This window comes from Methylobacterium oryzae, from assembly GCF_021398735.1.
Lineage (GTDB): Bacteria > Pseudomonadota > Alphaproteobacteria > Rhizobiales > Beijerinckiaceae > Methylobacterium.
The window spans coordinates 2,085,344-2,108,879 of the sequence record NZ_CP090349.1 but is presented as its reverse complement, the minus strand read 5'-3'; the positions used below and the strand labels follow the sequence as shown (position 1 = coordinate 2,108,879).

Genomic DNA, 23,536 nt, shown 5'->3' with positions numbered 1-23,536 from the left:
GCACCCCCTGCACCCGCGTCGGCGGTCAACGACCCGGGGCCTGTTCCAGTGCCGCGCAAGCTCGGCCTGAATCAAGCCCGCGGCCGAACAGCCGCGGGCAAGCGTCCCATTGAGGCGTCCCATCGAAGCCTCGCATCGGTCCCACGCATGGCAGGCCCGCGGCCGGCCGGCCCCGCACTCTGCTGCATTGCACAATGAATACGGGGATGCGACATCCCGGCGGTCTCTTGGGAGGAGCGTCCGGATCACTCCGCGCGGCAGCGCGCACGAACCGGAGCTTCATCATGGCGGTACAAGCCCTCGATGGGCCGACCCACACCATCCGGCGTCTCTGGCCGGCGGACCGCGCTGCGGTCCTCGACTATTTCCTGCGGCTGGATCCGGAGACCCGGGCGAGCCGCTTCATGGGCAATGTCAGCGAGGCCGGAGTCCGGGCCTACGCCGCGCAGGCGCTGACCGCGGAGGGCGTGATGTACGGCGCCTTCGTGGGCGGCGTGTTGCGCGGTCTCGCCGAGTTGCGGCCGATGGGGCCGGGCGCGTCCCGCTACGCCCTGGGGCCGCACGCTGAGGCGGCCTTCGCGGTCGAGCAGACCTTCCGCCGGAAGGGGATCGGGGCCGCCCTGTTCGCCCGGATCGCCCGCGCGGCGCGGCATCGCGGCGTCAAGGATCTCCACGTCCGCTGCCTGTCGGGAAACGGGCCCATGCTGCGGCTCGCGGCCAAGCACGGGGCGGCCCTCCAGCACGAGGGGCGCGAGACCGAGGGCGCCCTGCACCTCGCGCGTCCGACGCCGTTCTCGCTCTGGTACGAGGGGATCGCGGAGGCGTTCGACTTCACCCTGGCGGCGGGCTTCCCGGAGCGGGTGCAGGCCGGGCGCTGAAGGCAGGCTTCAGCCGGCGATCTCGCCGACGAGGGCGAAGGTCAGGAGATCCACGGACGTCGCCCCGCCGCGCAGGAGCGCGCGGGCGGCGGCGTTGCCGGTGGCGCCGGTGGTCATGACGTCGTCCACGAGAAGGACCCGGCGCCCGCGGACGCGGTGCTGCTCGGCGGAAGCGACCCGGAAGGCGCCGCTCAGGTTCTCGGCCCGCGCCGCGCGGCTCAGGCCGACCTGGGATCGCGTGGCGCGCACGCGCACCAGGGCCGTGGCGACGCACGGCCGCCCTGCCGCATCCGCGATCGCCCGCGCCAGCAGGGCGGACTGGTTGAAGCGCCGCCGCCACAGGCGTCCGCGATGGAGCGGTACCGGCACGAGGCACTCGGCCTCGGCGATCAGAGTCCGGCCGCTCGCGGCCATCATCCGGGCCATCACGCCGGCGAGATCGAGCCGGTCCTCGTATTTCAGGCGATGGACGAGCCGCCGCGCCACGGAATCGTAGAGGGCGACCGCCCGGGCGCGGCCGAAGACCGGCGGTTCCGCGATGGCCCGGGGCGACACCAGCGGGCCGACCCCGAGGTCGACCGCGAAGGGTGTACCGTAGCGCTGGCACACCGGTTCCTCGATCAGGCGCAGGCTCGACCAGCAGGACGGACAGAGGGCGCCCGGGTCGGCGGTGGCGCCGCCGCAGCCCGCGCAGGTGGGCGGGTAGATCAGGGAGACGACCCCGCGCGGCAGACCGCGCAGGGCCGTGGCGACGGCCTGGAAGGCCGTCATGCGCGCGACGCGCTCCCGCAGAGCTGGCTTACTGGGCCGAGACGGGGCGCGCCTGCGGCGCCATCTGCTGCCGCTCGACCTGACGGTCGCGCGCGTTGGCGCGGTGGCGGCCGATGGCGCAGCCGGCCGCGGCACCGACGAGGCCGTGATGGCCGGCGTAGTGACCCGCGATGCCGCCGACGATGGCGCCCTTGATGCAGCCCTTCGCCTCGGCGCCGCCCGCGGCGGCCAGGGTGGTGAGGGCCACGGCGGCCCCGACGAGCATGCGCTTCATGATGTGTGCTCCCTGAGGAATCTCGGCCGTTGGGCCGGTTGCAGCAGGAACAGCGACGCTCCCGAGTCGTTCCAGCATCCTAGCGCAGCTCACGAGACCGTGCGCGGCGACGGTGGCGCGACGCGACCGCAGATGCCATCTGCCCCCCGATGGATGCTCCCGCCGCCCTGTTCGACACGCGCCTCGCCCGCCGCCGCCTCGCCCGTGCCGGGCGCCTCGGCTACCCGGGCTTCCTCCTCGACCGCCTCGCCGAGGATCTCGACGACCGGCTCGGCGCCGTCCTGCGCAGCTTCGTCTCTGTTCTCGACCTCGCCACGCCGCGTCCCGTGGCGACCCGGCTGCTCGCCGCCCGCTATCCGGCGGCGCGGCATGTCCGCCTCGCGGCCCTGCCAGAGCCGGGCGGCGACCTGATCGTCGGAGATCCCGAAGCGCTGCCGCTGGCGACCGGGAGCCTGGACCTCGCCGTGTCGCTGCTGGCCCTCCACGCCGTGAACGACCTCCCCGGCACGCTGATCCAGCTGCGCCGCGCCCTCCGTCCGGATGGGCTGTTCGTCGGCTGCCTGCTCGGCGGCGCGACGCTGACGGAGCTGCGCCAGAGCTTCGCCCAGGCCGAGAGCGAGGTCGAGGGTGGGGTCAGCCCCCGCGTGGCGCCCTTCGCGGCGGTGCGCGAGGCCGGCGGCCTGCTGCAGCGGGCGGGCTTCGCGCTGCCGGTGGCCGATACCGACACGCTGACGGTCCGCTACGCCGACCCGTTCGGCCTGATGCGCGACCTGCGGGCCATGGGCATGACCAACGTGCTCACCGAGCGGCGGCGGACTCCGCTGCGGCGGGCGACGTTGCTGCGCATGGCCGAGATCTACGCCGAGCGGTTCTCGGACCCGGACGGTCGCGTGCGGGCGACCTTCGAGGTGCTGTGGCTCTCGGGCTGGGTGCCGCACGAGACCCAGCAGAAGCCCCTGCGGCCCGGGACCGCGAAGACGCGCCTCGCCGACGCGCTCGGGACCGTCGAGTTGAAGCCCGAGGGAGGGAACACGCCATGAAGCTGCCCGGACCGGACCACCCGATCACCGTCGAGCCCGAGTCCCGCCGCGTCCGCGTCGTCGTGGCGGGCGCCGCGGTCGCCGAGACCCGGAACGCCCTGCGGCTGCAGGAGGCTCGGTACCCACCGGTCTTCTACGTGCCGCGAAGCGACATCCGCGCCGATTGTTTCGTCGCCTCGGCGCGGACGAGCCACTGCCCGTACAAGGGCGACGCCCACTATTTCGACCTCGTCGTCGACGGCGATCGGCGCCCCGACGCGGTCTGGAGCTACGGCGACCCGTACCCGGCCGTCGCGGCAATCCGCGACCACGTGGCTTTCTACCCGGACCGGGTCGACGCCATCGTGCTGGAGGACTGAGCCGGCCGCGCATCCGGTTCAGTCGCGCACGAGGCTCCAGAACCCGTGCTTGCGGCCGTGCGCCCGCCGCAGAGCAGCGCGGTAGGCCTGCGGATCCGGATCGACGTCGCCGGTCGCGAGGCGCCCCGCCAGGGCGTCGAGCTCCGCGAGGTAGCGCGCGCCGTGCGGGTAGGCGGCGCTGCGGCCGGTCTCGAGGATCGAGTTGAGGAGCCGGCGATACAGGATCGTCGCGGCCCGGGGGTGATCCTGCGCCAGCGCCTCGGCGACCGGCGCCAGCACCGCGTACTGGTCGCCCTGCCAGGTCTCAGGCCGCGCGACGACCAGCGCGGCCGCACGGCGCAGATCCGGCCAGGCCGCCAGGAAGGCGAGCGCCCGGTGCGGCTGCGGGAAGGCCTCGGCGTGGTCGAGGGCGCGCCGTAGCGCCTCCTCGTCCTCGAAATCCGGAAGCTTGGCGAGGAAGGTGCGCAGCATCGCCGCGTCGAGTTCGCGCTCGAACCGCCCCCAGCGCAGGGCCTGCGCCTCATCGCCCCGGCCGAGCGCGTCGAGGATCTCGATCTCCAGCGCCTGCCGTTCCCGCTCGGGTCCGCGCAGGTCGAAGCCGGCGATCAGGTCGGCCCGGGTGGCGATGCGCAGACCCGGATCCTGCATGCGTCGGATCCAGTCCAGCGCCTCGGCGGCGCGCCCCGCGCCGAGGAGCCGCCGGGCAATCGCGACGCGGTTCTCCCGCCCCGGCAAGGTCGCCCGCTCCAGGGCGATGAAGGTGTCGGTGTCGCCGCGCCGGTCGGCGACGGCCTGGCGCAGGCGCAGGATCTGGATCCGGGCCGCCTGCCGGTGGTGGGTCGCGTCGCGGCGGGGATCCCCGCCCTGCGGCAGGGCCGCCTCGGCGGCGGCGAGCCGGTCGTCGATCTCCGCGAGGGATGGCTCGGGCAGCGCCGGGATCATCTCGCCGAGGACGGTTCCGAGTGGGCCGAACGGATCCGCCGCGAACGGCTCGACGAGGCGCGCCGCTACCCGGGCAGCGTCCTCCGGCGGCAGGGCGCCGGCGATCTCCACGAACGCCGCGGCGGCGCGGTCGAACACGCCCTGCACGGCGCCGGTGCTGTCGTCGACGCGGTTCAGGACCGCGTCGGCGCCGTCGAGGAAGCGGCGGAGCCGGTCGAGCGCGGCCCCCGGATCGAGGGGCCGCAGCTCGTTGAGGATCACCGTCACGGTGGTGTTGAGGTCGGCCGCGAAGGTCCGGCGCTTCTGCCAGTCGATGTAGCCCTGGGCGCCCTCGAGGGCCGTCAGCCGCCGGTCGACGATCGCCGCGACGGCCTCGGGGCCCTGGAGCGAGGCGAGCGCGGCGCTCACCAGCTTCTTGAAGGCCGGGTTGCGCCCGGTCTCGCCGAGGATCAGCGCGATCAGCCGGTCCGGGCCGAGCGACGCCAGCGTCTCCGGCGACGGGGTCGTGCGGCGTGCGCCCTTCGGCAGGGCGGGCGCCCTGCGACCGGTCGGCGCCGCGGCCGGGGTTACGCGCCGCGCACGCGCCACGAGATTTCCCGCCGTTGCGGACGATCGCGCATGTCCGTCCCGTCCGCCGCGGCTACTCCACGACCCGGGCGCGGGGCCGGTCGCTGCCCTGCGCCGTCTCGTCGTGCCAGCCGCCGGCCTGATCCTGGTAGCGGATCCCCTCGGTCGACCCGGGGACCTGCTGCTCCGCCGCCGCGGCCTGCGCCGCCTGCAGCGCCTCCTCGCGGCTCGGGAACGTCTCGGAGAACACGTCGCCGACCTTATAGGCGAATCCGCCGTCGTGCTCGACGATGCGATAGGTAACCTCGGACATCACGCCTCCTGTACGCGCCCTCATCGTTGACCGCGAACCCGCCGGACGCGCCGGGGTTCCAGGCGACGGGGACTCGGCCTCCGATCCGCCGGAAAGTGGCCCTAACCCGGCACGGTCCCGGCACGCAGACGACGACGATGCAGCTTCGCCCGATCCTCGCCCTCGCCCTTCTCCTGGTCGCCCGACCCGCGAGCGCCGAGGAGGGCTTCCTCGACAAGCTGTTCGGCGGCTCCGGGCGCGGGGCGCCGCCCAACCCCTTCGCGTCGAACTATCCCTCGGCGCCGCCGACCGCGGAGGAGGCGCGCGCCGCCCGGGAGCGGCGCTCGGTCCGCGGCGAGCGCGGTTCGCCGGCCGGTCCCCTGCCCCCGGGGCGCATCCCGGAGGAGTGAGGCGCCTCAGGCGTCCCCGACGACGCCGGCCTCGTCCTGCGCCTGCAGCACGTCCGGGCGCGGCATCGAGATGATGTTGTAGCCGGCATCGACGAAGTGGACCTCGCCGGTGACGCCGCCCGAGAGCGGCGACAGCAGGTAGAGGGCCGAACCGCCGACATCCTCCAGGCTGACCGTGCGGCGCAGCGGTGCGTGTGCCCGCTGGTGGTTGAACATCAGCCGCGCGTCGGCGATCCCGGCGCCCGCCAGCGTCCGCATCGGGCCGGCGGAGAGCGCGTTCACCCGGATCCCGTCCGGGCCCAGGTCGCTCGCCAGGTAGCGCACCGAGGCCTCGAGCGCCGCCTTGGCGACGCCCATGACGTTGTAGTTCGGCATGACCCGGGTCGCGCCGCCGTAGGTCAGGGTCAGCAGCGAGCCGCCCTGGTGCATCCGCTTGGCCGCGCGCTGCGCGATCTCGGTGAACGAGAAGCACGAGATCGTCATCGTGCGCACGAAATTCTCGCGCGTCGTCACGTCGACGTAGCGGCCCTTGAGCTGCGCCTTGTCGGAGAAGCCGATGGCGTGGACCACGAAGTCGAGGCCGCCATCGAATCGGGCGTCCAGGGCCTCGAAGGTCGCGTCGACCGAGGCCAGATCCTCGACGTCGCAGGGCAGGACGATGTCCGAATCGAGCTTGGCGGCGAGGGGCGCCACCCGGCGGCCCAGGGCCTCGCCCTGGTACGTGAAGGCCAGTCGCGCGCCCTGGGCGTGCAGCGCCTTGGCGATCCCCCAGGCGATCGAGTGATCGTTCGCGACGCCCATGATCAGGCCGCGCTTGCCCGCCATCAAACCCGTCATGCCGACTCACATCCTGACCGAGCACGCCGGACCCGCGAAGCGGGCCCGGACCGGGGTCGCGACGAGCGAACCGCGGCAGGCTGCCTTAACGCGGCTCGCGCCGCGTTCCAAACGCAGCGGTGTCCTGCAACGGGCAAAAAAAAGCCCCGCCGGCGGGCGGGGCGATGGTGGCGCGGCGGCCGGGCTCAGAAATGCCCGTCCGTGTGGGAATCCGCTTCTTCCAGCGCGGCCTGCTTCGCGTAGATCGCCGCGACACCGGCGATCATGAGGCCGCCCAATGTTCCGAAGATGAAAGTCCCCATCGCCACCACCAGATCTCAACAGCGGGTAAACGCCGGCCTGTGGCCGGCGGTTCCGCGCCGGGCGATCAGGCGTCGACGTGCTTCAGGACCAGGGTGGCGTTGGTGCCGCCGAAGCCGAAGGAATTGGTCAGCACGTGGCCGAGCTGCGCGTCGTCCCGGCGCTGTTGCAGGATCGGCATGTCGGCGAAGGCCGGGTCGAGCGTGTCGATGTGCGCGCTCTCGCAGATGAAGCCGTTGTTCATCATCAGCAGGCTGTAGATCGCCTCCTGCACGCCGGTGGCGCCCAGGGAATGGCCGGTCAGCGACTTGGTGGCCGAGATCGGCGGGCAATCCTCGCCGCGGCCGAACACCTCGCGGATCGCCTCGATCTCCTTGTCGTCGCCGACCGGCGTCGAGGTGGCGTGCGGGTTGATGTAGTCGATCCGCGCGCCCTTCAGCCCGTCCAGCGCCTGGCGCATGCAGCGCACGGCGCCCTCGCCCGACGGCGCGACCATGTCGTGGCCGTCCGAGGTGGCGCCGTAGCCCGCAACCTCGCCGTAGATCCGGGCGCCGCGCGCCTTGGCGTGCTCCAGCTCCTCGAGGACCAGCACGCCGGCGCCGCCCGCGATGACGAAACCGTCGCGGTTGGCGTCGTAGGCGCGGGAGGCACGGGACGGCGTGTCGTTGTACTTCGACGACATGGCGCCCATGGCGTCGAACAGCACCGAGAGCGTCCAGTCGAGATCCTCGCAGCCGCCCGCGAAGATGATGTCCTGCCGGCCGCCCTGGATGATCTCGGCGGCGTTGCCGATGCAGTGGTTCGAGGTCGCGCAGGCGGAGGAAATCGAGTAGTTCACGCCGCGGATCTTGAACCACGTCGCGAGCGTTGCCGAGGCGGTCGACGACATCGCCTTCGGCACGGCGAACGGGCCGATGCGCTTGGGACCCTTGTCCCGCGCGATGCCGGCGGCCTCCACGATCACGCGGGTCGAGGGACCGCCCGAGCCCATGATGATGCCGGTGCGCTCGTTCGAGATGTCGCCCTGATCCAGGCCGGCATCCTGGATCGCCTGATCCATGGCGACGTGGTTCCAGGCGGTCCCGCCGCCGTGGAAGCGCATCGCGCGCCGGTCCACCACGCCCTCGGGATCGAGGGTGGGCGCGCCGGAGACCTGGCTGCGGAAGCCGTGCTCGGCGTAGCTGGCGTCGCGCGCGATGCCCGAGCGGGCCTCGCGCAGGGAGGCGAGCACCTCCTGCGTGTTGTTGCCGATGGACGAGACGATGCCCATCCCGGTGATGACGACACGGCGCATGATGGTGACACTACCTCCGTCGCGGTCCCGGTCGCCCGGGCCGCGTCACGGTCAGCTAAGGTGACGCGGACACAATCACAACCGCCGAGACCGTCCGGCGTTGCGGCCAAGCCGCGAACTGGACGCGCGGCGGCTGCGGCTCAGCTCTGGAACAGGCCGACCCGCATGTCCTGGACCTGATAGACGCGCTCGCCGTCGGCCTCGAGCCAGCCGTCGCCGATGCCGAGCACGAGCTTGCCCTGACGGACCCGCTTCACGTCGACATTGTAGACGACCTTCTTGATCGTCGGCAGCACCTGGCCCGCGAGCTTCACCTCGCCCACGCCCAGGGCGCGGCCGCGACCCGGCGAGCCGAGCCAGCCGAGATGGAAGCCCAGCATCTGCCACAGGGCGTCGAGGCCGAGGCAGCCCGGCATCACCGGGTCGCCCTGGAAATGGCAGGGGAAGAACCAGAGGTCCGGCCGGATATCGAGCTCGGCCGTCACGTGCCCCTTGCCGTGGGCGCCGCCCTCGGTCCCGATGGACGTGATCCGGTCGAACATCAGCATCGGCGGCAGCGGCAACTGCGCGTTGCCGGATCCGAAGAGTTCGCCGCGCCCGCAGGCCAGAAGATCCTCGTAGGAATAGTGCGACCGGCGGTTCGCACCCTGCGCTTGTGTCTCGGCGTCTGGCGGCATTGCGTTGGCTGTTTCCTCGGATGTGCGCGATCTTCGCGTCGCGGGCGACTATACTCGGCCCATCGGCTGGCGCGCGGGTTAGCACGGGGCGCCGCGCCTTCAAAGCCTGCAGCCGCGGGTATGCGGCAACGCTCGGGTTGCGACTGTCCGACCACTTCAATATACTGAGGAGACATCCGTTCCTTCAGGCCCCTCGTCGAGCGTTCAGTCCAGCGATGTCCGAACCGGTGCCATTCCAGGCCGTCTTCAACGGCCGGGTCCCCGCCCCCCAGTTGGAGGCCAACGGGACTCCGCGCCGCGGCTGTCCGCTGTCCGACCTGCGCGACCGTCTGCGTCGGGCCGGCCTGCGCCCGACGCGGCAGCGCCTGTCCCTGGGCTGGCTGCTCTTCGGCCGCGGCGACCGCCACCTGACGGCGGAGATGCTGTACGACGAGGCGATGCGCGCCAAGGTGCCGGTCTCGCTGGCGACCGTCTACAACACGCTGCACCAGTTCACCGAGGCCGGGCTCCTGCGCCAGCTCGCGCTCGACGGGTCGAAGGCCTATTTCGACACGAACCCGACCGAGCACCACCATTTCTACCTGGAGGACGAGAGCCAGGTGATCGACATGCCGGATTGCGGCATCACGGTCGATTCGCTGCCGGAGGCGCCCGAGGGCATGGAGATCGCCGGGGTCGAGGTGATCGTGCGCCTGCGCCGCAGCCGTCCGGCGGGCCGCCGTCAGGGCTGAGGCCCGCGTCCAACGCAGTACGCGAGCGACGCGAGGCCCGACATCGTCCGGGCCTTCGCTTTTTCGGGCTGCCGGCGTGCCGGGAGCTGGCGCGCCGCCGCCGCCCGGAATGACGGACGGGCGCCGTCGGGGCGCCCGGACCGCTATTCCACGACCTCGTTCGGGTAGACGCCCCACAGGCGATTCTGGCGAATGTAGCCGTCGACGTCCCGCTTGTTGGGAAGCGCGACGATCATGCGGCACCACGTGCCGGTGCAGCTCTTGACGCTGCCGATCACGCCGGTCTGGAGCTTGGCCTCGTCGTCGGCGCCGTCGTCGGCCTTGGCCCGCAGCGACACGGCCGCCTTCTCGACACCCTTGTCGGGGCCGGCATTCACGATGGCGGTGCGGCGCCCGGACAGCAGCGAGTGCAGCACCCAGCCCTCGGTGCCCTCCGAATCGCGGATCCTGCGCCAGGTTTCGAACTCGCCCACGATCTCGACCGGCAGGCCGGCCCGCTGGAACACCCAGAGCGTCCTGTGATCCTTCGAGGGGCCTTCGCGGAGGTTGACGCGATCGGTCTTCAGGCTCGCGTAGCGCGGCAGCGGCAGCTTGGTCACCGGCCCGACCCCGGCCTCGGGGCCGGTCGGCGGCGCCGCGCGGGCACCGGTCGCGAGGCCGCCGGCCAGCACCGCCGCGACGGCGAGGCTGAGGCATGACACGCGCATGGTCGTCTCCCTATCCAGACGTGGCGTTGCTGGGCGCCGGACATGTCGAAAGCGGGGCCGGTTCGACACGCGGACCAGCCCGCATCCGATTGTGTTCCGGCCCACCTCTGGTAGAGAGGCCGATGGGTCGGAACGGGCTCCGGAACCGGCGCCCCGTGACCGATCCTGTCTGGCCGAGTTCGGTTAACGGACGCTTGCGGGACGCGGTCCGGGCGGGAGCCACCGGGCGCGAGCCGCTATCAAGGCCGCTGGGCTGACGGGGAGAGAGACGTGTCGAAGCGCAAGCCGCTGGTGGTCGTGACGCGGCGCCTGCCGGATGCCGTCGAGACGCGGATGCGCGAGCTGTTCGACGTCCGGCTCAATTCCGAGGACGCGCCGATGGCGCCGGACGCCATGGCGTCGGCCCTGCGCGAGGCCGACGTGCTCGTCCCCACCGTGACCGACGAGATCGATGCCGGGCTGATCGCCCAGGCCGGCCCGAACCTCCGCCTGATCGCCAATTTCGGCAACGGCGTCGACCATATCGACGTGGCGGCGGCGCTGGAGCGCGGCATCACGGTCACCAACACGCCCGGCGTGCTGACCGAGGACACCGCCGACATGACCATGGCGTTGATCCTCGCGGTGGCCCGCCGGGTCACCGAGGGCGCGCGGATCATCCCGGACGACGAGTGGACCACCGGCTGGTCGCCGACCTGGATGCTCGGCCGGCGCATCACCGGCAAGCGCCTCGGCATCGTCGGCATGGGCCGGATCGGCCAGGCGCTGGCCAAGCGCGCCCGCGCCTTCGGACTGCAGGTGCACTACCACAACCGCCGCCGGGTGCCGGCCGCCATCGAGAGCGCGCTGGACGCGACCTACTGGGAATCCCTCGACCAGATGCTGGCGCGCGTCGACATCGTGTCGGTGAACTGCCCGCACACGCCCGCCACGTATCATCTGCTCTCGGCCCGACGCCTCAAGCTGCTCAAGCCCGAGGCGATCGTGGTCAACACGGCCCGCGGCGAGGTGATCGACGAGAACGCCCTGGCGCGCCTGATCGAGGGCGGGGAGGTCTCGGCGGCCGGCCTCGACGTGTTCGAGCAGGAGCCCGCCGTCAGCCCGCGCCTCGTCAAGCTCGCCCGCCAGGGCAAGGTCGTCCTCCTGCCCCACATGGGCTCGGCGACCTACGAGAGCCGCACCGACATGGGCGAGAAGGTCATCATCAACATCAAGACCTTCATGGACGGACACCGGCCGCCGGACCGCATCCTGCCGAGCATGCTCTGAGCGGCAGACACTGAGCAGCGGACGGCGGCGCCTCACAGGGCGTCGCCGGCCACCGCCTGGGGCTTGGACATGCCCTGCACACCCTGGAAGAGCCGCTCACTGGTCAGCTTGAGGAAGTAGAACCCGAATTCGGGGTTCTGGTAGTAGAGCTGCTTCACGTCCGAGTAGGACACGCACAGCGCGTGTCCCGCCTCGACGCAGACCAGCGAGGCGGTGCGGGCGTTGCCGGGCGACAGGAGCCCGAGCTCGCCGACGATCCCGCCCTGGCGCACCTCGAGGTCGACCTCCGGGATCCGGAACACGCCGCTCTCGATGTAGTACATCTCGGCGGCGAGATCCCCCTTGCGGAACACCACCTCGCCGATGCCGAACGGGCGTCGGGAGCCGAAGGGTCGGAGCCATTCCAGGGACAGGTCGTTCTCGGCGGCCGTCTCCACGTCTCGAACGAGGCGCAGCATCTGCCAGAGCCGGTAGGCATTGAACGGCATCTGGATCAATTCGGTCAGCACCACCGGCATGCTGCCGATCATGATGCCGTAGGTGATCACGGCGCAGCTCGCGCAGAGCGAGATGATCCGCAGCGGGATCATCGTGCTCATGGCCGTCGCCGTGATGGTCAGCGCCGTCCCGAGATAGCCGATGCCCTCGACCCAATCCATCGCCGCCCCCTGTCGCGTTTCGGCCGGGGGATGCCTGTCTTGTCCGGCTGCGGCAAGCGTTCCGGCAGGTTCCGCGCCGCGCGCGCTTCAGCCTGTGCCCGCCCGGATACGCTCGCCGGCGCCCGTCTGTACGACGGCGGACACGGCCTCGGCGGCCCGGACGCCCTCCGCGTAGGCGCCCCCGACCGTGCCCCACTGCTCCCGGGACAGCGCCTCGCCGGCGAACCAGACGGTGTCGGCGACGGCGGCGCGGAGGGCCTGTCGCGCCGGCGCGTGGCCCGGCGGGACCACGGCCCACGAGCCGCGCGACCACCGGTCGTGGCGCCACGCGCTCACCGCGGGGATCGTCAGGTCGCGCAGCCGCGCCCGGCCGAAATGCTCGCCCAGGACCGCGCGGACATGGCGGCGCACGCCGTCCGCGCCGGATCCCGCGGCGTCGATCGCCGCCGCCTCGTGCAGGTCGAGCTCGTAGTAGTGGAAGGGCGTGTCGTCGATGCGGGTGAGGAGGCCCGGCGGGGCGCGCCGCCCGCCGTGGATCGCCGCCAGCCGGTCGCGGCCGCGGAACGGGCTCGATGGCCAGTGCAGCACCGCGTGCTCGTAGATGCCGGTGGTGAAGCCGTCGATGGCGGCGCGCACCGCGTTCGGCAGCGGCGGCGTGAAGGCCGGCCCGTCCCGGAGCACCATCATCGGAACCGTCACGATCACCGCGCGGGCGGCGTAGACCGTCCCGTCCGCGCCTGTCGCGCGGACGCGGCCATCCGACCAGTCGATCCGGGTCACCGGCGACGCGAGCGCCACCGGCAGGCCGTCCGCCAGTCGGGCGACGTAGCTGCCGTAGCCGTCGGCCAGGAAGTAGTTGTCGCCGTACTCCATGCTGGGGAAGTCGTGGAGCGAGACCGCCTCCAGCGGTCGGCCCGAGACGAGGCCGTGGACCTGCGCGACCCGGTCGCCCCAGGCACCGAGCCCGGGCGGCAGCGCGCTGGCGGCCGGCCGGTCGGGGCCGGGCTGCGCGGCGCCACGGGTCATGGCGCGGTCCGCGCGGTCGAAGGCGCGCGCGTTGGCCCGGACGTCGTCGGCGCGGCCCGGCCGGCCCCCGACCCAGACATGGCTCTCCTGCGCGGCCCGGCGGAGCCGCTCGCCGCGCGCCCGGCCGAGCGCCACCAGGGGGTTGATCGGCCCGGCATGGAGCCAGTGAGCCCCGAGATCGAGGGCGTGGCCGCGCAGGGTCACCGTCAGGGCGCGGCCGCCGACGCGCTCCCGCGCCTCCAGCACCGCGACGGACACGCCCCGGGCCGCGAGGTTGCGGGCCGCGCCGATGCCGGCGGCGCCCGCGCCGATCACCAGCACCTCGGGCTTCTCGGGTAGAGGCGCGAGGCGCGGCCTGTAGGTGGGCCGGACGACCGGGTCGCTCCACCGGTGATCGGGCGCCCGCGGCGCCGAGACCTGTCCTGTCGTGTCCTGCACGCGTGCTCCCCGCACCCTGCCGCCCCTGCGACGGAGCCCGATCTTGCACCGGTCGCCGCACCGCTCCACAACGCGCCAGCGCCGCTTCCGGCGCAGGCCGGAATTCTCGCCCGATGCTCGTTGAGTCCGCCGCGGCGGCTTTGCGCCAGACCTTCTCGCCGCCGCTGCGCGCGATCCTGTGGAAGTCCCTCGGCCTGACGGTCGGGCTCCTGCTCCTGATCTGGCTCGGCCTGACCCGGCTGATCCAGGCCTTCCAGGCGAGCCACCACATTTCCGCCCAGTACCCGATCCTCGACAGCCTCGCCTACTACCTCGCGGGTTTCGGTCTGGTCGTGGCCCTCGCCTACCTGATGCCGGCGGTCTCGATCCTGGTGGCGGGCTTCTTCCTCGACGACGCGGCCGAGATCGTCGAGCGTACCGATTTCCCGAACGAGCCGCCCGGACGCGCCATGCCGTTCGGGACCGCCATGCTCTACGCCCTGCGCTTCGCCGGTGTGACGCTGCTGGTGAACCTCGCGGCCCTAGTGATCTTCTTCGTTCCCGTCATCGGGATCGCGGCTTTCTTCGCCGCCAACGCCTACCTGCTGTCCCGCGAGTACTTCGAGATGGCGGCGGCCCGGTTCCGCCCCCTTCCCGAGGCCGCCGAGATGCGCCGCGCCTTCTCGGTCCGGACGCTCGGCGCCGGGTGCCTCCTGGCCGGCCTGATGATCGTCCCGGTCCTCAACCTGCTGACGCCCCTCTTCGGTATCGCCCTGATGGTCCACCTGCACAAGCGCCTCAGCCGGCGCCCGCTGGTGGCCGGGCCAGCGCGTTAGGCCGACGCGCCGATGCGGCCAATGCACACGCTGGCCGGCCGGCCCGCCGGGCGCTACCCTCACCGTGACTTGGCCGGATGTCCGGGGCGGAGAGCCGATCGATGAAGGCGCACGACGCGGGCTCGGACGTCCCTCCGCCGCCCGGCAAGGCCCCGTTCCTGCTGGTCGGCCTCGCCGGACTCGGCCTGCTCGCCTGGGGTGCCTACGGTCACTGGCAGCGCGACGTGGAGGCGACCGCGACGCTGGAGCGGATCAAGACCCTCGTGCCGCAGGTGCGCACCGTGGCCGCCGAGCGGGCCGAGGGCCCCCTCGATCTCGTGCTTCCCGGCGAGATCCAGGCCTTCACCACGGCGGCGATCGCCGCGCGCGCCACTGGCTACATCGCGGAGCGCCGGGTTGATATCGGATCCCGGGTCAAGGCGGGCGGCCTCCTTCTGCGCATCGCCGCACCGGATCTCGACCAGCAGCTCTCGCAGGCCGAGGCGCAGGTCGGCCAGCTGAAGGCGCAGCTGCTCCAGGCGCAGGCGCAGGTCGAGCAGGCCCGCGCGAATGTGAACCTCGCCAACCTCACCAACAACCGCACCAGCACCCTGGCCGTGCAGGGCTGGGCCTCGCGGCAGAACGCCGACAACACCAAGGCGGGCGTGCTGAGCCAAGCTGCCGCGCTCGCCGCCGCCGAGGCCGGCGTGAAGGTCGCCACCGCCAACATCAAGGCGCAGGAGGCCGTGGTCGACCGCCTGAAGGCGCTCACCGCCTTCGAGCGTGTCGTGGCGCCGTTCGACGGGGTCGTGACCGTGCGCAACGTCGATGTCGGCGACCTCGTCCGCGCCGACAACGGGGGCACGCCGCTGCTGACCATGGATCAGGACAGCCTGCTGCGCATCACCGTCAACGTGCCGCAGAAGGATGCCGTCGGCGTCAAACCCGGGGTGCGGGCCGAGATCACTGTGCCGCAGATGCCGGGGCGGCGCTTCGAAGGCTACGTGGAGCGCAGCTCCGTCGCGCTGAACGCGGCGTCGCGCACGCTGACCACCCAGGTGGACGTCCCCAACGCCGACCGGGCGCTGCGGGCCGGGCTGTACGCCTACGTCACCCTCAAGATCCCCCGGGCCGAGCCCGGCGTGTCGATCCCCGCCGAGGCGACGGTGTTCGACGGCAACGACCTCAGGGTCGCCACCCTCAGCGACGACGACCGGGTGACGTGGCGGACGATCCGCGTCCGGCGCGATCTCGGGCGCACGCTGGAGCTCGACTCGGGGCTGCCCGCCGACAGCCGGATCATCTACAGCCCCGCCCCGGATCTGCGGGACGGCCAGTCGGTCGAGCCCCTGAAGTCACCGCCTCCGCCCGGGCCGCTCCGCTCGGCGCAGCGGTGAACGCGGGAAACACTCGACCGCGGGAATCATTCGGGCGCGCCGGCCGCGGACCGCGTCGCGACGGCGGGCCGGCGCGCGGATACGGCCTCTGAGCTGTCGGAAACCGGTCGGTATATCGGTGCCGAGCTGGCGACATGAGCATCGCGCCGGTCGGCTCCGTTGCTCAAATGCGCGCCACTCGTAATGAAAGGTTGCGTTCAATCGACGGGATCCGCTCGCCGGCACAAGCGCGGTGCCGAAGATTTCACCGATCGTGCGGTCGACTGTGCACGATCCGCCGATTGCTCCGTGACGGTCGCGCACAGCTGATCCGTGATCTGAGACAAGCCAGCTAATTGCCTCTTAACAAGTGACATTTATCGCTGGCCGGACGTGTGACCCAGCGACCTGTGCGATGCGAGATCCCGAGACACCGACGGCGTGCGCGGACCGAGCCGGGCACACCCGCGCGGCCGCCACGCGGACGGGCCGTATCACATCGATCCGCGCCGCGGTCAGCGTCGCCTTCCTCTGTGTCGGTCTTCTCCTCGGCGCGCTCGCGCTCTCGGCTGGTGTGGCGATCACGCAGGTCGGCACGCTCGTCACACGGACCTACGACGAATCCCTGACCTCGATCAGCTTCGCCCGCGCGGTGGCGGCCGACTTCGCGAAGATGCGCGCTGCCCTCGTCCGGCGGATGCAGACCGGCGACGCTGCCGAGGTGGCGAAGCGGGATGCGGACATCACCGACCTCTCGGCGATCCTGGCCGAGGATCTCACCATCGCGGCCGAGCGGGCCCAGTCCGAGCGGGCGGCGCGGACGGCCGAGGCCGTCCAGACCAGCGTGGCGTCCTGGGAGAGCCTGCGCCGCGCTTTCGATCCCGTGACGGTGCGGCCGGATCAGAAGGCGTCTCTCGAACGGCAGGCCGACGCAATCGAAGGCCAGATCGATCTCCTGATCAACGTCATGGCCGGCGACGGCTTCACCTTCCGACAGGCTGCGCGGCAGCGCGTGCGGGGCGTCGTCCGGTGGCACGCCATCGCGGCGGCCCTCGTGATCATCGCCTGCGGGCTGATCGCCTGGCTGCTCACCCGCCACATCGGCGGATCGGTCGGCGCGGCGGCCGAGGCGGCCGAACGGATCGCGGGCGGCCAGCGCGACGATCGGATCCCCACCGGCGGCCGCGACCGGTTGAGCCGGCTGCTGAACGCCGTCGCGGCGATGCGGTCGACCATCCGGGCTCTCACGCTCCGCGAGGGCAGCCAGCGCCGGGGCACCGAGACGCAGGTGACGGACGCGCTGCAGACAGCACGGGAAGGCGTCGTCGTGGTCGATGCCGACGGCCGGATCACCCTGGCCAACGCGCAGGCCCTGCGCTTCTTCGACGGGCTCGACGCTGCCATCGAGGCCGGTCTGTCGCTGACGAAGGTTGCGCACGAGCCGCAGGACTACCGCTCGGATGTCCCGGAGGATCGCTTCGGAGCCCTGGCCCGGGACGGCGACGTCCGGTTGGCCGACGGCCGCTGGCTGCGGGTGAGCCGCACCGCGACCCGGCAGGGCGGCTTCATCGCGGTGTGCAGCGATATCAGCCTGCTCAAGGAGCAGGAGCATTTCCTGACCCGGACCAACCTGCGCCTCGATGCGGCCCTCGACACCATGTCCCAGGGGCTCTGCCTGTACGACGCGCAGCATCGGTTGATGGTGGTCAACCGGCGCTACGGCGAGATCTACGGCCTGCCGCCCGGCACGGTCGTACCCGGCATGACGGCCCTCGAGATCCTGAGCGCCAGTCTCGCGGCCGGCAACCATCCCGGCTGCGATCTCGAAGCGCTGCTGCGCCAGCAGCGGGACGCCTTCAGCAACGGCGTTTGGCAGACGCATTTCCAGGAGCTGAGCAACGGCCGAATCGTCGCCATCGACCGGCGAGAGGCCGCCGATGGCGGCTTCGTGGCCACCTACGAGGACGTCACGGAGCGCCGCCGGGCCGAGGCCCGCATCGCCTTCCTGGCGCATCACGACATGCTGACCGGCCTGCCTAACCGGGTGGCGGTGGGGCAGCAGATCGACGTGGCCGTGGCGCAGGCCGGGCGCGACCAGGGCTTCGCGGTCTTCGCCATCGACCTCGACGACTTCCGGCCGGTCAACGAGACCCTGGGCCACGGGATCGGCGACGAGCTGCTCGTCGCGGTCGCGAATCGGCTCACCGCCTGCGTGCGCGAGATCGACTGCGTCGCGCGCCTCGGAGCCGACGAGTTCATCGTGGTCCAGCGCGGCGTCGACCGGCCCGAGGACGCCGCCATCCTCGCCCGGCGCATCATCGAGGTCGTCGGCGCGCCCTACAGCCTCACCCACCACACGATCTGCGTCGGGCTCACCATCGGCATCACCCTCGCCCCGAGCGACGGGTCCGACGCGGACAAGCTCCTGAAGAACGCCGAGGTCGCCCTCGACCGGGGCAAGGCCGAGGCGCGGGGCGCGTTCCGCTTCTTCGAGCCGGCCATGGATGCCCGCCTCATGGCCCGGCGGATCATGGAGCGCGACCTGCGTGACGCCCTCGCCCGGGAGGCGTTCGAGGTCTACTACCAGCCGATCTACAGCCTCGAGACGGACCGGATCTGCGGCTTCGAGGCGCTGCTGCGCTGGAACCACGCGGTCCGCGGCTCCGTCTCGCCGGCCGAATTCATCCCGATCGCCGAGGAGCTCGGGCTGATCGTGCCGCTCGGCGAGTGGGTGCTGCGCCGCGCCTGCGAGGAGGCCGCCCGCTGGCCGGACGAGCTCAAGGTCGCCGTCAACGTCTCGGCCGTGCAGTTCACCTCGGCGAGCCTCGTCACCGCCGTGCGCGAGGCGCTGCGGCGGACCGGGTTGCCGGGCCGGCGCCTGGAGCTGGAGATCACCGAGACGGTCCTGGTGGCCAATCCCGGTGCGACGACGGCGATCCTGCATAGCCTGCGCGCGCTGGGCGTGCGCGTGGCGATGGACGATTTCGGCACCGGCTACTCGTCGCTCAGCTACCTGCGCTCCTTCCCGTTCGACAAGATCAAGATCGACCAGTCCTTCGTGCGCGACCTGTGCGTGAAGGACGGGACCGATTTCATCGTTCGGGCGGTGATCGGTCTCGGTGCCAGCCTCGGCATGACGACGACCGCCGAGGGCGTCGAGACGGAGGCGCAACTCGCGCAACTGCGTGCCGAGGGCTGCGACGAGGTCCAGGGCTACCTGTTCAGCCGCGCCGTCCCCGTCTCGGAGGTCGCCTCGGTCATCCGCCGCTGGAACGGCACGCTCCGGGCGATCGCCTGACCATCGTGGCGTCCGGCGGTGCGCGCCGCCCCCGCGAGGGGACAGCGCGCGTCGTTGGCCGGTCGGATGACCGGTCGGAGATCCGCCCTACTCGGCCGCGTCGAGGCGCGGGCGCTCGATGTGGCTGCGCTCGGCCTTGACCAGCTCGGCCGTGCGAAACGCCACCTCCAGCGCCTGCTCCGCGTTGAGACGCGGGTCGCAGTAGGTGTGGTAGCGGTCCTGCAGGTCGTCCGCCGTCAGTGCCCGGGCGCCGCCCGTGCACTCGGTCACGTCCTTGCCGGTCATCTCCAGGTGGATGCCGCCCGCGAAGGTGCCCTCGGCGCGGTGGACGCCGAAGAAGCCCTCGATCTCCTGCATCACCCGCTCGAACGGCCGGGTCTTGTAGCGGCCGGCCGGGATCGTGTTGCCGTGCATCGGATCGCAGATCCACACGACCGAGCGCCCTTCCCGCTCGACCGCCCGAATCAGCGCCGGCAGGTGGTCACCGACCTTGTCGGCGCCGAAGCGGCAGATCAGGCTGAGGCGCCCCGGCTCGTTCTCCGGGTTGAGCAGGTCGATGAGCCGGATCAGGCCCTCCGCCTTCATGGACGGGCCGCACTTGAGGCCGATCGGGTTCTTGATGCCGCGGGCGTACTCGACGTGGGCGTGGTCCGGCTGCCGGGTCCGGTCGCCGATCCACAGCATGTGGCCGGAGGTCGCGTACCAGTCGCCGGTCGTCGAATCGACGCGGGTCAGCGCCTCCTCGTAGCCGAGCAGCAGGGCCTCGTGACTGGTGTAGAAGTCGGTGGTCCGCACCTCCGGATGGGTCTCCGGGTTGATGCCGATCGCCCGCATGAAGTCGAGCGCGTCGGTCATGCGGCCGGCCACGTCCTGGTAACGCGAGGATTGCGGCGAATCCTTCACGAAGCCCAGCATCCAGCGATGCGCATTCTCGAGGTTCGCGTAACCGCCGGTTGCGAAGGCGCGCAGCAGGTTCAGCGTCGCGGCCGATTGCCGGTACGCCTCGAGCTGGCGGCGCGGATCCGGCACCCGCGACTCCTCGGTGAAGCCGATGCCGTTGATGATGTCGCCCCGGTAGCTCGGCAGGCTCACGCCCTCGAGGGTCTCGGTCGGCGACGAGCGCGGCTTGGCGAACTGCCCGGCGATGCGCCCGACCTTCACCACGGGCGAACCGCCCGCGAAGGTCAGCACCATCGCCATCTGCAGGAACACCCGGAAGAAGTCGCGGATGTTGTCGGCAGAGTGCTCGTCGAAGCTCTCGGCGCAGTCGCCGCCCTGGAGCAGGAAGGCCTGGCCCGCGGCGACGCGCCCGAGCGCGGCCTTCAGCTTGCGGGCCTCACCGGCAAAGACCAGCGGCGGAAAGCTCGCGATCTGCGACTCGACGGCACCGAGGCTGGCGGCGTCCGGATAGGTGGGGACCTGCTCGATCGGCAGATGTCTCCAGCTCTTCGGTGTCCAACGCTCGCCCATGGTCTCTCTCCGCGCACCTCTTCGTGCGATCGCGCCTACGCGCGAAGCGCGGCTTATAGAGAGGTTCCTCTACACTGGCGAGTGCCGTGAACCGGGGGGCAGGCGCGTCCCGGATTCAGGTCTCGGATCAGGCCTCGCCGTCCTCGACCTCGATCCCGTGCTCGGCCAGAATCCAGAAGATCGCCTCCAGATCCTCGGCCGAGACGTCCCGGGGCGGCAGCGCCTCCTCGAGGTCGTCGTAGGTCAGGTTGCGGCTGCGCTGCGCCTCAGCTTTGGCGAGGAGGCGGTCGATCGCATGCCGGATGTCGGGGGAGAGGGCCTCGTGGCTCGGCGGCCGGTGGAAGGCCGGCCGCAGGGCATCCTCCAGCAGGCCGTCGATGATCGCCTGCCGCCGCGCGTGCGCGTCGTCCTCGCGTCGTCCCTTGCCGGTGCCCTGCTTGCCCATGACCCTGATATGGCTCGGTCGCGCACCGCGTCGAGCCCCGGCCGCGGCGGAGGTCTCAGCCGACGCCGACCGGGTGCTTGGTGACCTCCGGGACGCGCATGGTCACCAGCTCCTCGGCGGCTGTCGGGTGGACCGCGATGGTCCGGTCGAAATCGGCCTTCGTGGCGCCCATGGTCACGGCGATGCCCACCGCCTGGATCACCTCCCCGGCATCGTGGCCGAAGATGTGGACGCCGACCACGCGGTCGCTGGCGCAGTCGACCAGCACCTTGATGAAGATCCGCTCCTCGCGGCCGGACAGGGTCGCCTTCATCGGGCGGAAGCGCGCCTTGTAGACGTCGATCTTGCCGTAGATCGCCCGGGCGGCCGCCTCGTTGTGGCCGACGACGCCGATCTCGGGGGTCGAGAACACCGCGGTCGGGATCAGGCGATGGTCGACGCAGGCCGGCTTGCCGCCGTAGACCGTGTCGGCGAAGGCGTGACCCTCGCGGATCGCCACCGGCGTCAGGTTGGCGCGGTTGGTCACGTCGCCCACCGCGTAGATCGACGGCACCTTGGTCTGCGAGTAGGCGTCGACCGGGATCGCGCCGGCGGCGTCGGTCTCTATGCCGACCCGGTCGAGGCCGAGGCCCTCGACGTTCGGCCGCCGCCCCGTGGCGACGAGCACCTCGTCCACCAGGATCTCGTCGCCGTCGTCGAGCTGCGCGCAGAGGTCGCCGTCCCGGCGCTCGATGCGCCGCAGCGTGCGCCCGAGCCGCAGGTCCATGCGCTGGGCGTAGGCTTCGGCCAGAGCGTCGCGGATCTCGTCGTCGAACCCGCGCAGCAACCTGTCGCCCCGGTGCAGCAGCGTCGTGCGGCTGCCGAGCGCCGCGAAGACGCCGGCGAACTCCACCGCGATGTAGCCGCCGCCGATCACCAGGATCCGGTCCGGCAGGCGCTCCAGCTCGAACACCTCGTTGGAGGTGATCGCTAAGTCGATGCCCGGCACCGCCGGCTCCTTCACGGGGTGCGCGCCGACCGCCACCAGGATCCGCTCGGCCCGGATGGTGCGGCCGGACGCGACGAGGCGGATCGTGTGGGGATCCTCGATCACCGCCCGCTCGGGTACGATCTCGACGCCGGCGCGGATCAGGTTGGTGTCGTAGATGCCTTCGAGCCGGGTCACCTCCGCGTCGCGCCGCGTCTTGAGCGTGCCCCAGTCGAAGCGGGGCTTATCCACCGTCCACCCGAAGCCCGCGGCGTCCTCGAACTCGTCGGCGAAGCGGCCGGCATAGACCATCAGCTTCTTCGGGACGCAGCCGCGGATCACGCAGGTTCCGCCGACCCGGTACTCCTCGGCCAGCATCACCCGCGCGCCGTACCCGGCCGCGATCCGCGCCGCGCGGACACCACCGGACCCGCCGCCGATGACGAAGAGGTCGACGTCGAACGCGCTCATGCCGGACCGTCCCGCTCGGATCTCACGATCGCGCCGCCCCGAGGGGCCGCGCGCATCCAGGTGATGGCAGCGCCGAGCCCCGCCGTCCACCACGCGGCCCAGCCGTTGTGCTCGACGAAGGCGATCGAAGCCGCGCAGGCCACGAGGCCGAGCGCCGCCGCGCGGTCCGGCCGCGGCAGCCGCGCGATCCGGGCGAGCATCAGCATCGCGGTCAGCGCAGCGAGGATCGCGCCGGGCAGGCCGAGTTCGGCCCAGACCTGCAGGAAGCTGTTGTGCGGGTGCCCGACCCCGAGGAGAACGCGCATCTCCGGCGGCACCGTCTGCGCGACGGCTGTCTCGGCGAAGCGCGCGCTGGTGCCGACGCCCGCGCCGCGCCAGGGATCGGCCGCCACCGCGGCCCCGAAGCTGCGCGCGATCGCGACTCGGGCCCGGGACGAGGACTGGACGAGGCGCTCGTGGGCGGCCTCCGGCATGGCGCGGGCGAGGAGGTCACCCTCGACCGGGGCGAGGACCAGCGCGAGGCCGAGACCGAGTCCGGCGAGGCCTATGCCGACCCGCCTGGGCAGCGAAAGCGCGAGGGTCGCCATCGCGGCGCCCGCCAGGAGACCGAGCTGGGCGGCGCCGCTGATCGAGCGGACCACGCCGAGGCTCGCGAAGGCGAGCGTCGCGGCGGCGAGGCCGCGGGCGCGGTCCTTCCAGAGGACGAGGGCCAGCGGGCCGGCCACGAGGTCGAGGGTCAGGGCCGGCCGGTTGTGCACGAAGGCCGCGACCCGGCGCCCGAGGGCTCGCTCCAGGGCCAGATCCGAGGCGAGATCCACCGCGATCAGGAGTCCCGCCAGCGCGATCGCGATCGCGCCGAGCCGCGGCGCGAAGGCCGGGATCCGGCCGGGCGCGAGGCAGGCCAGCAGGTAGGCGGCAAGCAGCGTCGGGATGAATTCGCCCAGCACCCGCAGGGAGGCCGCCTCGAACGGGCTCCAGGCCAGCGAGACCAGCGCCCAGGCCAGGAAGGCGAGCGCCGCCCCGGCGAGCGGCGTCCGCAGCGGGGACAGCAGCGCGCGGCGCAGGGCGGACGCGTCCTCCGCCCATCGTCCGGCCAGGAAGGCGAGCGCCGCCAGCCCGACGACCAGCGGGCTCGACCGGTTGGCCAGCACCATGGCGAGCGGCATGGCCGCGAGGAGCGCGCCGCCCGCCGCGTACATGCGGCCGGCCGCTCTCATGGACGACCTCTCACGGCGATCCGCCCC

24 protein-coding genes are annotated in these 23,536 nt (G+C 72.1%); 9 read left to right on the top strand and 15 right to left on the bottom strand.

What is annotated here, in order from left to right:
* Positions 1 to 284: 284 nt before the first annotated feature.
* Positions 285 to 878, top strand: a complete 594-nt coding sequence (locus tag LXM90_RS10125; protein WP_020092128.1) for a GNAT family N-acetyltransferase — start codon at positions 285 to 287, stop codon at positions 876 to 878.
* A 9-nt stretch (positions 879 to 887) separates the two neighbouring features.
* Here the strand turns inward: LXM90_RS10125 and LXM90_RS10120 are convergent, their stop codons facing one another.
* Together LXM90_RS10120 and LXM90_RS10115 are read right to left on the bottom strand one after the other, a co-directional pair.
* Positions 888 to 1,649, bottom strand: coding sequence for a ComF family protein (locus LXM90_RS10120; protein ID WP_234082521.1), 762 nt, complete (start codon positions 1,647 to 1,649; stop codon positions 888 to 890).
* Positions 1,650 to 1,677: 28 nt separating this feature from the next.
* A complete protein-coding gene (locus LXM90_RS10115) occupies positions 1,678 to 1,923 on the bottom strand; it encodes a hypothetical protein (protein ID WP_020092126.1) in 246 nt (81 codons plus the stop codon).
* A 149-nt stretch (positions 1,924 to 2,072) separates the two neighbouring features.
* On the opposite strand from LXM90_RS10115, the gene LXM90_RS10110 reads away from it, so the two are divergent.
* On the top strand, positions 2,073 to 2,963 hold the full coding sequence (locus LXM90_RS10110; RefSeq protein WP_020092125.1) for a methyltransferase domain-containing protein: 891 nt from the start codon (positions 2,073 to 2,075) through the stop codon (positions 2,961 to 2,963).
* Positions 2,960 to 3,322, top strand: coding sequence for a DUF427 domain-containing protein (locus LXM90_RS10105; protein WP_020092124.1), 363 nt, complete (start codon positions 2,960 to 2,962; stop codon positions 3,320 to 3,322). Before LXM90_RS10110 ends, LXM90_RS10105 begins: the two co-directional genes overlap by 4 nt.
* A gap of 18 nt (positions 3,323 to 3,340) precedes the next feature.
* Here LXM90_RS10105 and LXM90_RS10100 read toward each other — a convergent pair whose 3' ends face one another.
* Both LXM90_RS10100 and LXM90_RS10095 read right to left on the bottom strand, forming a co-directional pair.
* Positions 3,341 to 4,852 (bottom strand): DUF6880 family protein, encoded by a 1,512-nt coding sequence (locus LXM90_RS10100; RefSeq protein WP_020092123.1) that lies wholly within the window; start codon positions 4,850 to 4,852, stop codon positions 3,341 to 3,343.
* 52 nt (positions 4,853 to 4,904) lie between these two features.
* Positions 4,905 to 5,144: a hypothetical protein gene (locus LXM90_RS10095; protein ID WP_020092122.1), complete on the bottom strand. Its 240-nt coding sequence runs from the start codon at positions 5,142 to 5,144 to the stop codon at positions 4,905 to 4,907.
* Positions 5,145 to 5,281: 137 nt separating this feature from the next.
* On the opposite strand from LXM90_RS10095, the gene LXM90_RS10090 reads away from it, so the two are divergent.
* Positions 5,282 to 5,533, top strand: a complete 252-nt coding sequence (locus LXM90_RS10090; RefSeq protein WP_042672450.1) for a hypothetical protein — start codon at positions 5,282 to 5,284, stop codon at positions 5,531 to 5,533.
* Positions 5,534 to 5,539: 6 nt separating this feature from the next.
* Here LXM90_RS10090 and fabI read toward each other — a convergent pair whose 3' ends face one another.
* From fabI to fabA, 4 genes are all read right to left on the bottom strand, one after another.
* Positions 5,540 to 6,370 carry an enoyl-ACP reductase FabI gene (gene fabI, locus LXM90_RS10085; RefSeq protein WP_026604772.1) on the bottom strand — a complete coding sequence of 277 codons (831 nt, stop codon included), beginning with the start codon at positions 6,368 to 6,370 and terminating at the stop codon, positions 5,540 to 5,542.
* Positions 6,371 to 6,555: 185 nt separating this feature from the next.
* A complete protein-coding gene (locus tag LXM90_RS31900; RefSeq protein WP_267965799.1) occupies positions 6,556 to 6,678 on the bottom strand; it encodes a hypothetical protein in 123 nt (40 codons plus the stop codon).
* Positions 6,679 to 6,737: 59 nt separating this feature from the next.
* Positions 6,738 to 7,964: a beta-ketoacyl-ACP synthase I gene (fabB, locus tag LXM90_RS10080; protein WP_020092119.1), complete on the bottom strand. Its 1,227-nt coding sequence runs from the start codon at positions 7,962 to 7,964 to the stop codon at positions 6,738 to 6,740.
* Positions 7,965 to 8,104: 140 nt separating this feature from the next.
* The gene (gene fabA / locus LXM90_RS10075; RefSeq protein ID WP_020092118.1) at positions 8,105 to 8,641 is read right to left on the bottom strand and encodes a 3-hydroxyacyl-[acyl-carrier-protein] dehydratase FabA; all 537 of its coding nucleotides are present in this window, start codon (positions 8,639 to 8,641) and stop codon (positions 8,105 to 8,107) included.
* A 215-nt stretch (positions 8,642 to 8,856) separates the two neighbouring features.
* Here fabA and irr point away from each other — a divergent pair, with 215 nt between their 5' ends.
* Entirely contained in the window at positions 8,857 to 9,372 is a 516-nt protein-coding gene (gene irr / locus LXM90_RS10070; RefSeq protein ID WP_012319639.1) for a Fur family transcriptional regulator Irr, read from the top strand.
* Between the two features lie 143 nt (positions 9,373 to 9,515).
* Here irr and LXM90_RS10065 read toward each other — a convergent pair whose 3' ends face one another.
* Complete coding sequence (locus LXM90_RS10065) at positions 9,516 to 10,079, bottom strand: SH3 domain-containing protein (RefSeq protein WP_020092117.1); 564 nt, start codon at positions 10,077 to 10,079, stop codon at positions 9,516 to 9,518.
* Positions 10,080 to 10,349: 270 nt separating this feature from the next.
* On the opposite strand from LXM90_RS10065, the gene LXM90_RS10060 reads away from it, so the two are divergent.
* Positions 10,350 to 11,348 (top strand): 2-hydroxyacid dehydrogenase, encoded by a 999-nt coding sequence (locus LXM90_RS10060; RefSeq protein WP_020092116.1) that lies wholly within the window; start codon positions 10,350 to 10,352, stop codon positions 11,346 to 11,348.
* A 32-nt stretch (positions 11,349 to 11,380) separates the two neighbouring features.
* Here the strand turns inward: LXM90_RS10060 and LXM90_RS10055 are convergent, their stop codons facing one another.
* Positions 11,381 to 12,007, bottom strand: coding sequence for a Crp/Fnr family transcriptional regulator (locus LXM90_RS10055; RefSeq protein WP_020092115.1), 627 nt, complete (start codon positions 12,005 to 12,007; stop codon positions 11,381 to 11,383).
* A gap of 87 nt (positions 12,008 to 12,094) precedes the next feature.
* Entirely contained in the window at positions 12,095 to 13,354 is a 1,260-nt protein-coding gene (locus LXM90_RS10050; RefSeq protein WP_020092114.1) for an FAD-dependent oxidoreductase, read from the bottom strand.
* Positions 13,355 to 13,584: 230 nt separating this feature from the next.
* Between LXM90_RS10050 and LXM90_RS10045 the strand changes: the two genes are divergently transcribed.
* The 3 genes from LXM90_RS10045 to LXM90_RS10035 all read left to right on the top strand — a co-directional run bounded on the left by LXM90_RS10045 (position 13,585) and on the right by LXM90_RS10035 (position 18,939).
* On the top strand, positions 13,585 to 14,286 hold the full coding sequence (locus LXM90_RS10045) for a sulfate transporter family protein (RefSeq protein ID WP_020092113.1): 702 nt from the start codon (positions 13,585 to 13,587) through the stop codon (positions 14,284 to 14,286).
* A gap of 101 nt (positions 14,287 to 14,387) precedes the next feature.
* A complete protein-coding gene (locus LXM90_RS10040; protein WP_020092112.1) occupies positions 14,388 to 15,662 on the top strand; it encodes an efflux RND transporter periplasmic adaptor subunit in 1,275 nt (424 codons plus the stop codon).
* Positions 15,663 to 16,056: 394 nt separating this feature from the next.
* Entirely contained in the window at positions 16,057 to 18,939 is a 2,883-nt protein-coding gene (locus tag LXM90_RS10035; RefSeq protein WP_234082518.1) for an EAL domain-containing protein, read from the top strand.
* A gap of 87 nt (positions 18,940 to 19,026) precedes the next feature.
* Here LXM90_RS10035 and LXM90_RS10030 read toward each other — a convergent pair whose 3' ends face one another.
* The 4 genes from LXM90_RS10030 to LXM90_RS10015 all read right to left on the bottom strand — a co-directional run bounded on the left by LXM90_RS10030 (position 19,027) and on the right by LXM90_RS10015 (position 23,509).
* Positions 19,027 to 20,409: a class II 3-deoxy-7-phosphoheptulonate synthase gene (locus tag LXM90_RS10030; protein ID WP_020092110.1), complete on the bottom strand. Its 1,383-nt coding sequence runs from the start codon at positions 20,407 to 20,409 to the stop codon at positions 19,027 to 19,029.
* 127 nt (positions 20,410 to 20,536) lie between these two features.
* Positions 20,537 to 20,854 carry an RNA polymerase sigma factor region1.1 domain-containing protein gene (locus tag LXM90_RS10025; RefSeq protein ID WP_020092109.1) on the bottom strand — a complete coding sequence of 106 codons (318 nt, stop codon included), beginning with the start codon at positions 20,852 to 20,854 and terminating at the stop codon, positions 20,537 to 20,539.
* A gap of 55 nt (positions 20,855 to 20,909) precedes the next feature.
* Positions 20,910 to 22,292, bottom strand: coding sequence for a glutathione-disulfide reductase (gor, locus tag LXM90_RS10020; RefSeq protein ID WP_020092108.1), 1,383 nt, complete (start codon positions 22,290 to 22,292; stop codon positions 20,910 to 20,912).
* The gene (locus LXM90_RS10015; RefSeq protein WP_026604770.1) at positions 22,289 to 23,509 is read right to left on the bottom strand and encodes an O-antigen ligase family protein; all 1,221 of its coding nucleotides are present in this window, start codon (positions 23,507 to 23,509) and stop codon (positions 22,289 to 22,291) included. The genes gor and LXM90_RS10015 overlap by 4 nt, the downstream gene beginning before the upstream one ends.
* Between the last annotated feature and the right edge of the window lie 27 nt (positions 23,510 to 23,536).

Excerpts from the sequence above, each read along its gene's own strand:
- LXM90_RS10125 (WP_020092128.1), top strand. The coding sequence starts at position 285 with ATGGCGGTACAAGCCCTCGATGGGCCGACCCACACCATCCGGCGTCTC.
- LXM90_RS10120 (WP_234082521.1), bottom strand. The coding sequence starts at position 1,649 with ATGACGGCCTTCCAGGCCGTCGCCACGGCCCTGCGCGGTCTGCCGCGC.
- LXM90_RS10115 (WP_020092126.1), bottom strand. The coding sequence starts at position 1,923 with ATGAAGCGCATGCTCGTCGGGGCCGCCGTGGCCCTCACCACCCTGGCC.
- LXM90_RS10110 (WP_020092125.1), top strand. The coding sequence starts at position 2,073 with ATGGATGCTCCCGCCGCCCTGTTCGACACGCGCCTCGCCCGCCGCCGC.
- LXM90_RS10105 (WP_020092124.1), top strand. The coding sequence starts at position 2,960 with ATGAAGCTGCCCGGACCGGACCACCCGATCACCGTCGAGCCCGAGTCC.
- LXM90_RS10095 (WP_020092122.1), bottom strand. The coding sequence starts at position 5,144 with ATGTCCGAGGTTACCTATCGCATCGTCGAGCACGACGGCGGATTCGCC.
- LXM90_RS10090 (WP_042672450.1), top strand. The coding sequence starts at position 5,282 with ATGCAGCTTCGCCCGATCCTCGCCCTCGCCCTTCTCCTGGTCGCCCGA.
- fabI (WP_026604772.1), bottom strand. The coding sequence starts at position 6,370 with ATGACGGGTTTGATGGCGGGCAAGCGCGGCCTGATCATGGGCGTCGCG.
- fabB (WP_020092119.1), bottom strand. The coding sequence starts at position 7,964 with ATGCGCCGTGTCGTCATCACCGGGATGGGCATCGTCTCGTCCATCGGC.
- fabA (WP_020092118.1), bottom strand. The coding sequence starts at position 8,641 with ATGCCGCCAGACGCCGAGACACAAGCGCAGGGTGCGAACCGCCGGTCG.
- irr (WP_012319639.1), top strand. The coding sequence starts at position 8,857 with ATGTCCGAACCGGTGCCATTCCAGGCCGTCTTCAACGGCCGGGTCCCC.
- LXM90_RS10065 (WP_020092117.1), bottom strand. The coding sequence starts at position 10,079 with ATGCGCGTGTCATGCCTCAGCCTCGCCGTCGCGGCGGTGCTGGCCGGC.
- LXM90_RS10055 (WP_020092115.1), bottom strand. The coding sequence starts at position 12,007 with ATGGATTGGGTCGAGGGCATCGGCTATCTCGGGACGGCGCTGACCATC.
- LXM90_RS10045 (WP_020092113.1), top strand. The coding sequence starts at position 13,585 with ATGCTCGTTGAGTCCGCCGCGGCGGCTTTGCGCCAGACCTTCTCGCCG.
- LXM90_RS10040 (WP_020092112.1), top strand. The coding sequence starts at position 14,388 with ATGAAGGCGCACGACGCGGGCTCGGACGTCCCTCCGCCGCCCGGCAAG.
- LXM90_RS10035 (WP_234082518.1), top strand. The coding sequence starts at position 16,057 with ATGCGAGATCCCGAGACACCGACGGCGTGCGCGGACCGAGCCGGGCAC.
- LXM90_RS10030 (WP_020092110.1), bottom strand. The coding sequence starts at position 20,409 with ATGGGCGAGCGTTGGACACCGAAGAGCTGGAGACATCTGCCGATCGAG.
- LXM90_RS10025 (WP_020092109.1), bottom strand. The coding sequence starts at position 20,854 with ATGGGCAAGCAGGGCACCGGCAAGGGACGACGCGAGGACGACGCGCAC.
- gor (WP_020092108.1), bottom strand. The coding sequence starts at position 22,292 with ATGAGCGCGTTCGACGTCGACCTCTTCGTCATCGGCGGCGGGTCCGGT.
- LXM90_RS10015 (WP_026604770.1), bottom strand. The coding sequence starts at position 23,509 with ATGAGAGCGGCCGGCCGCATGTACGCGGCGGGCGGCGCGCTCCTCGCG.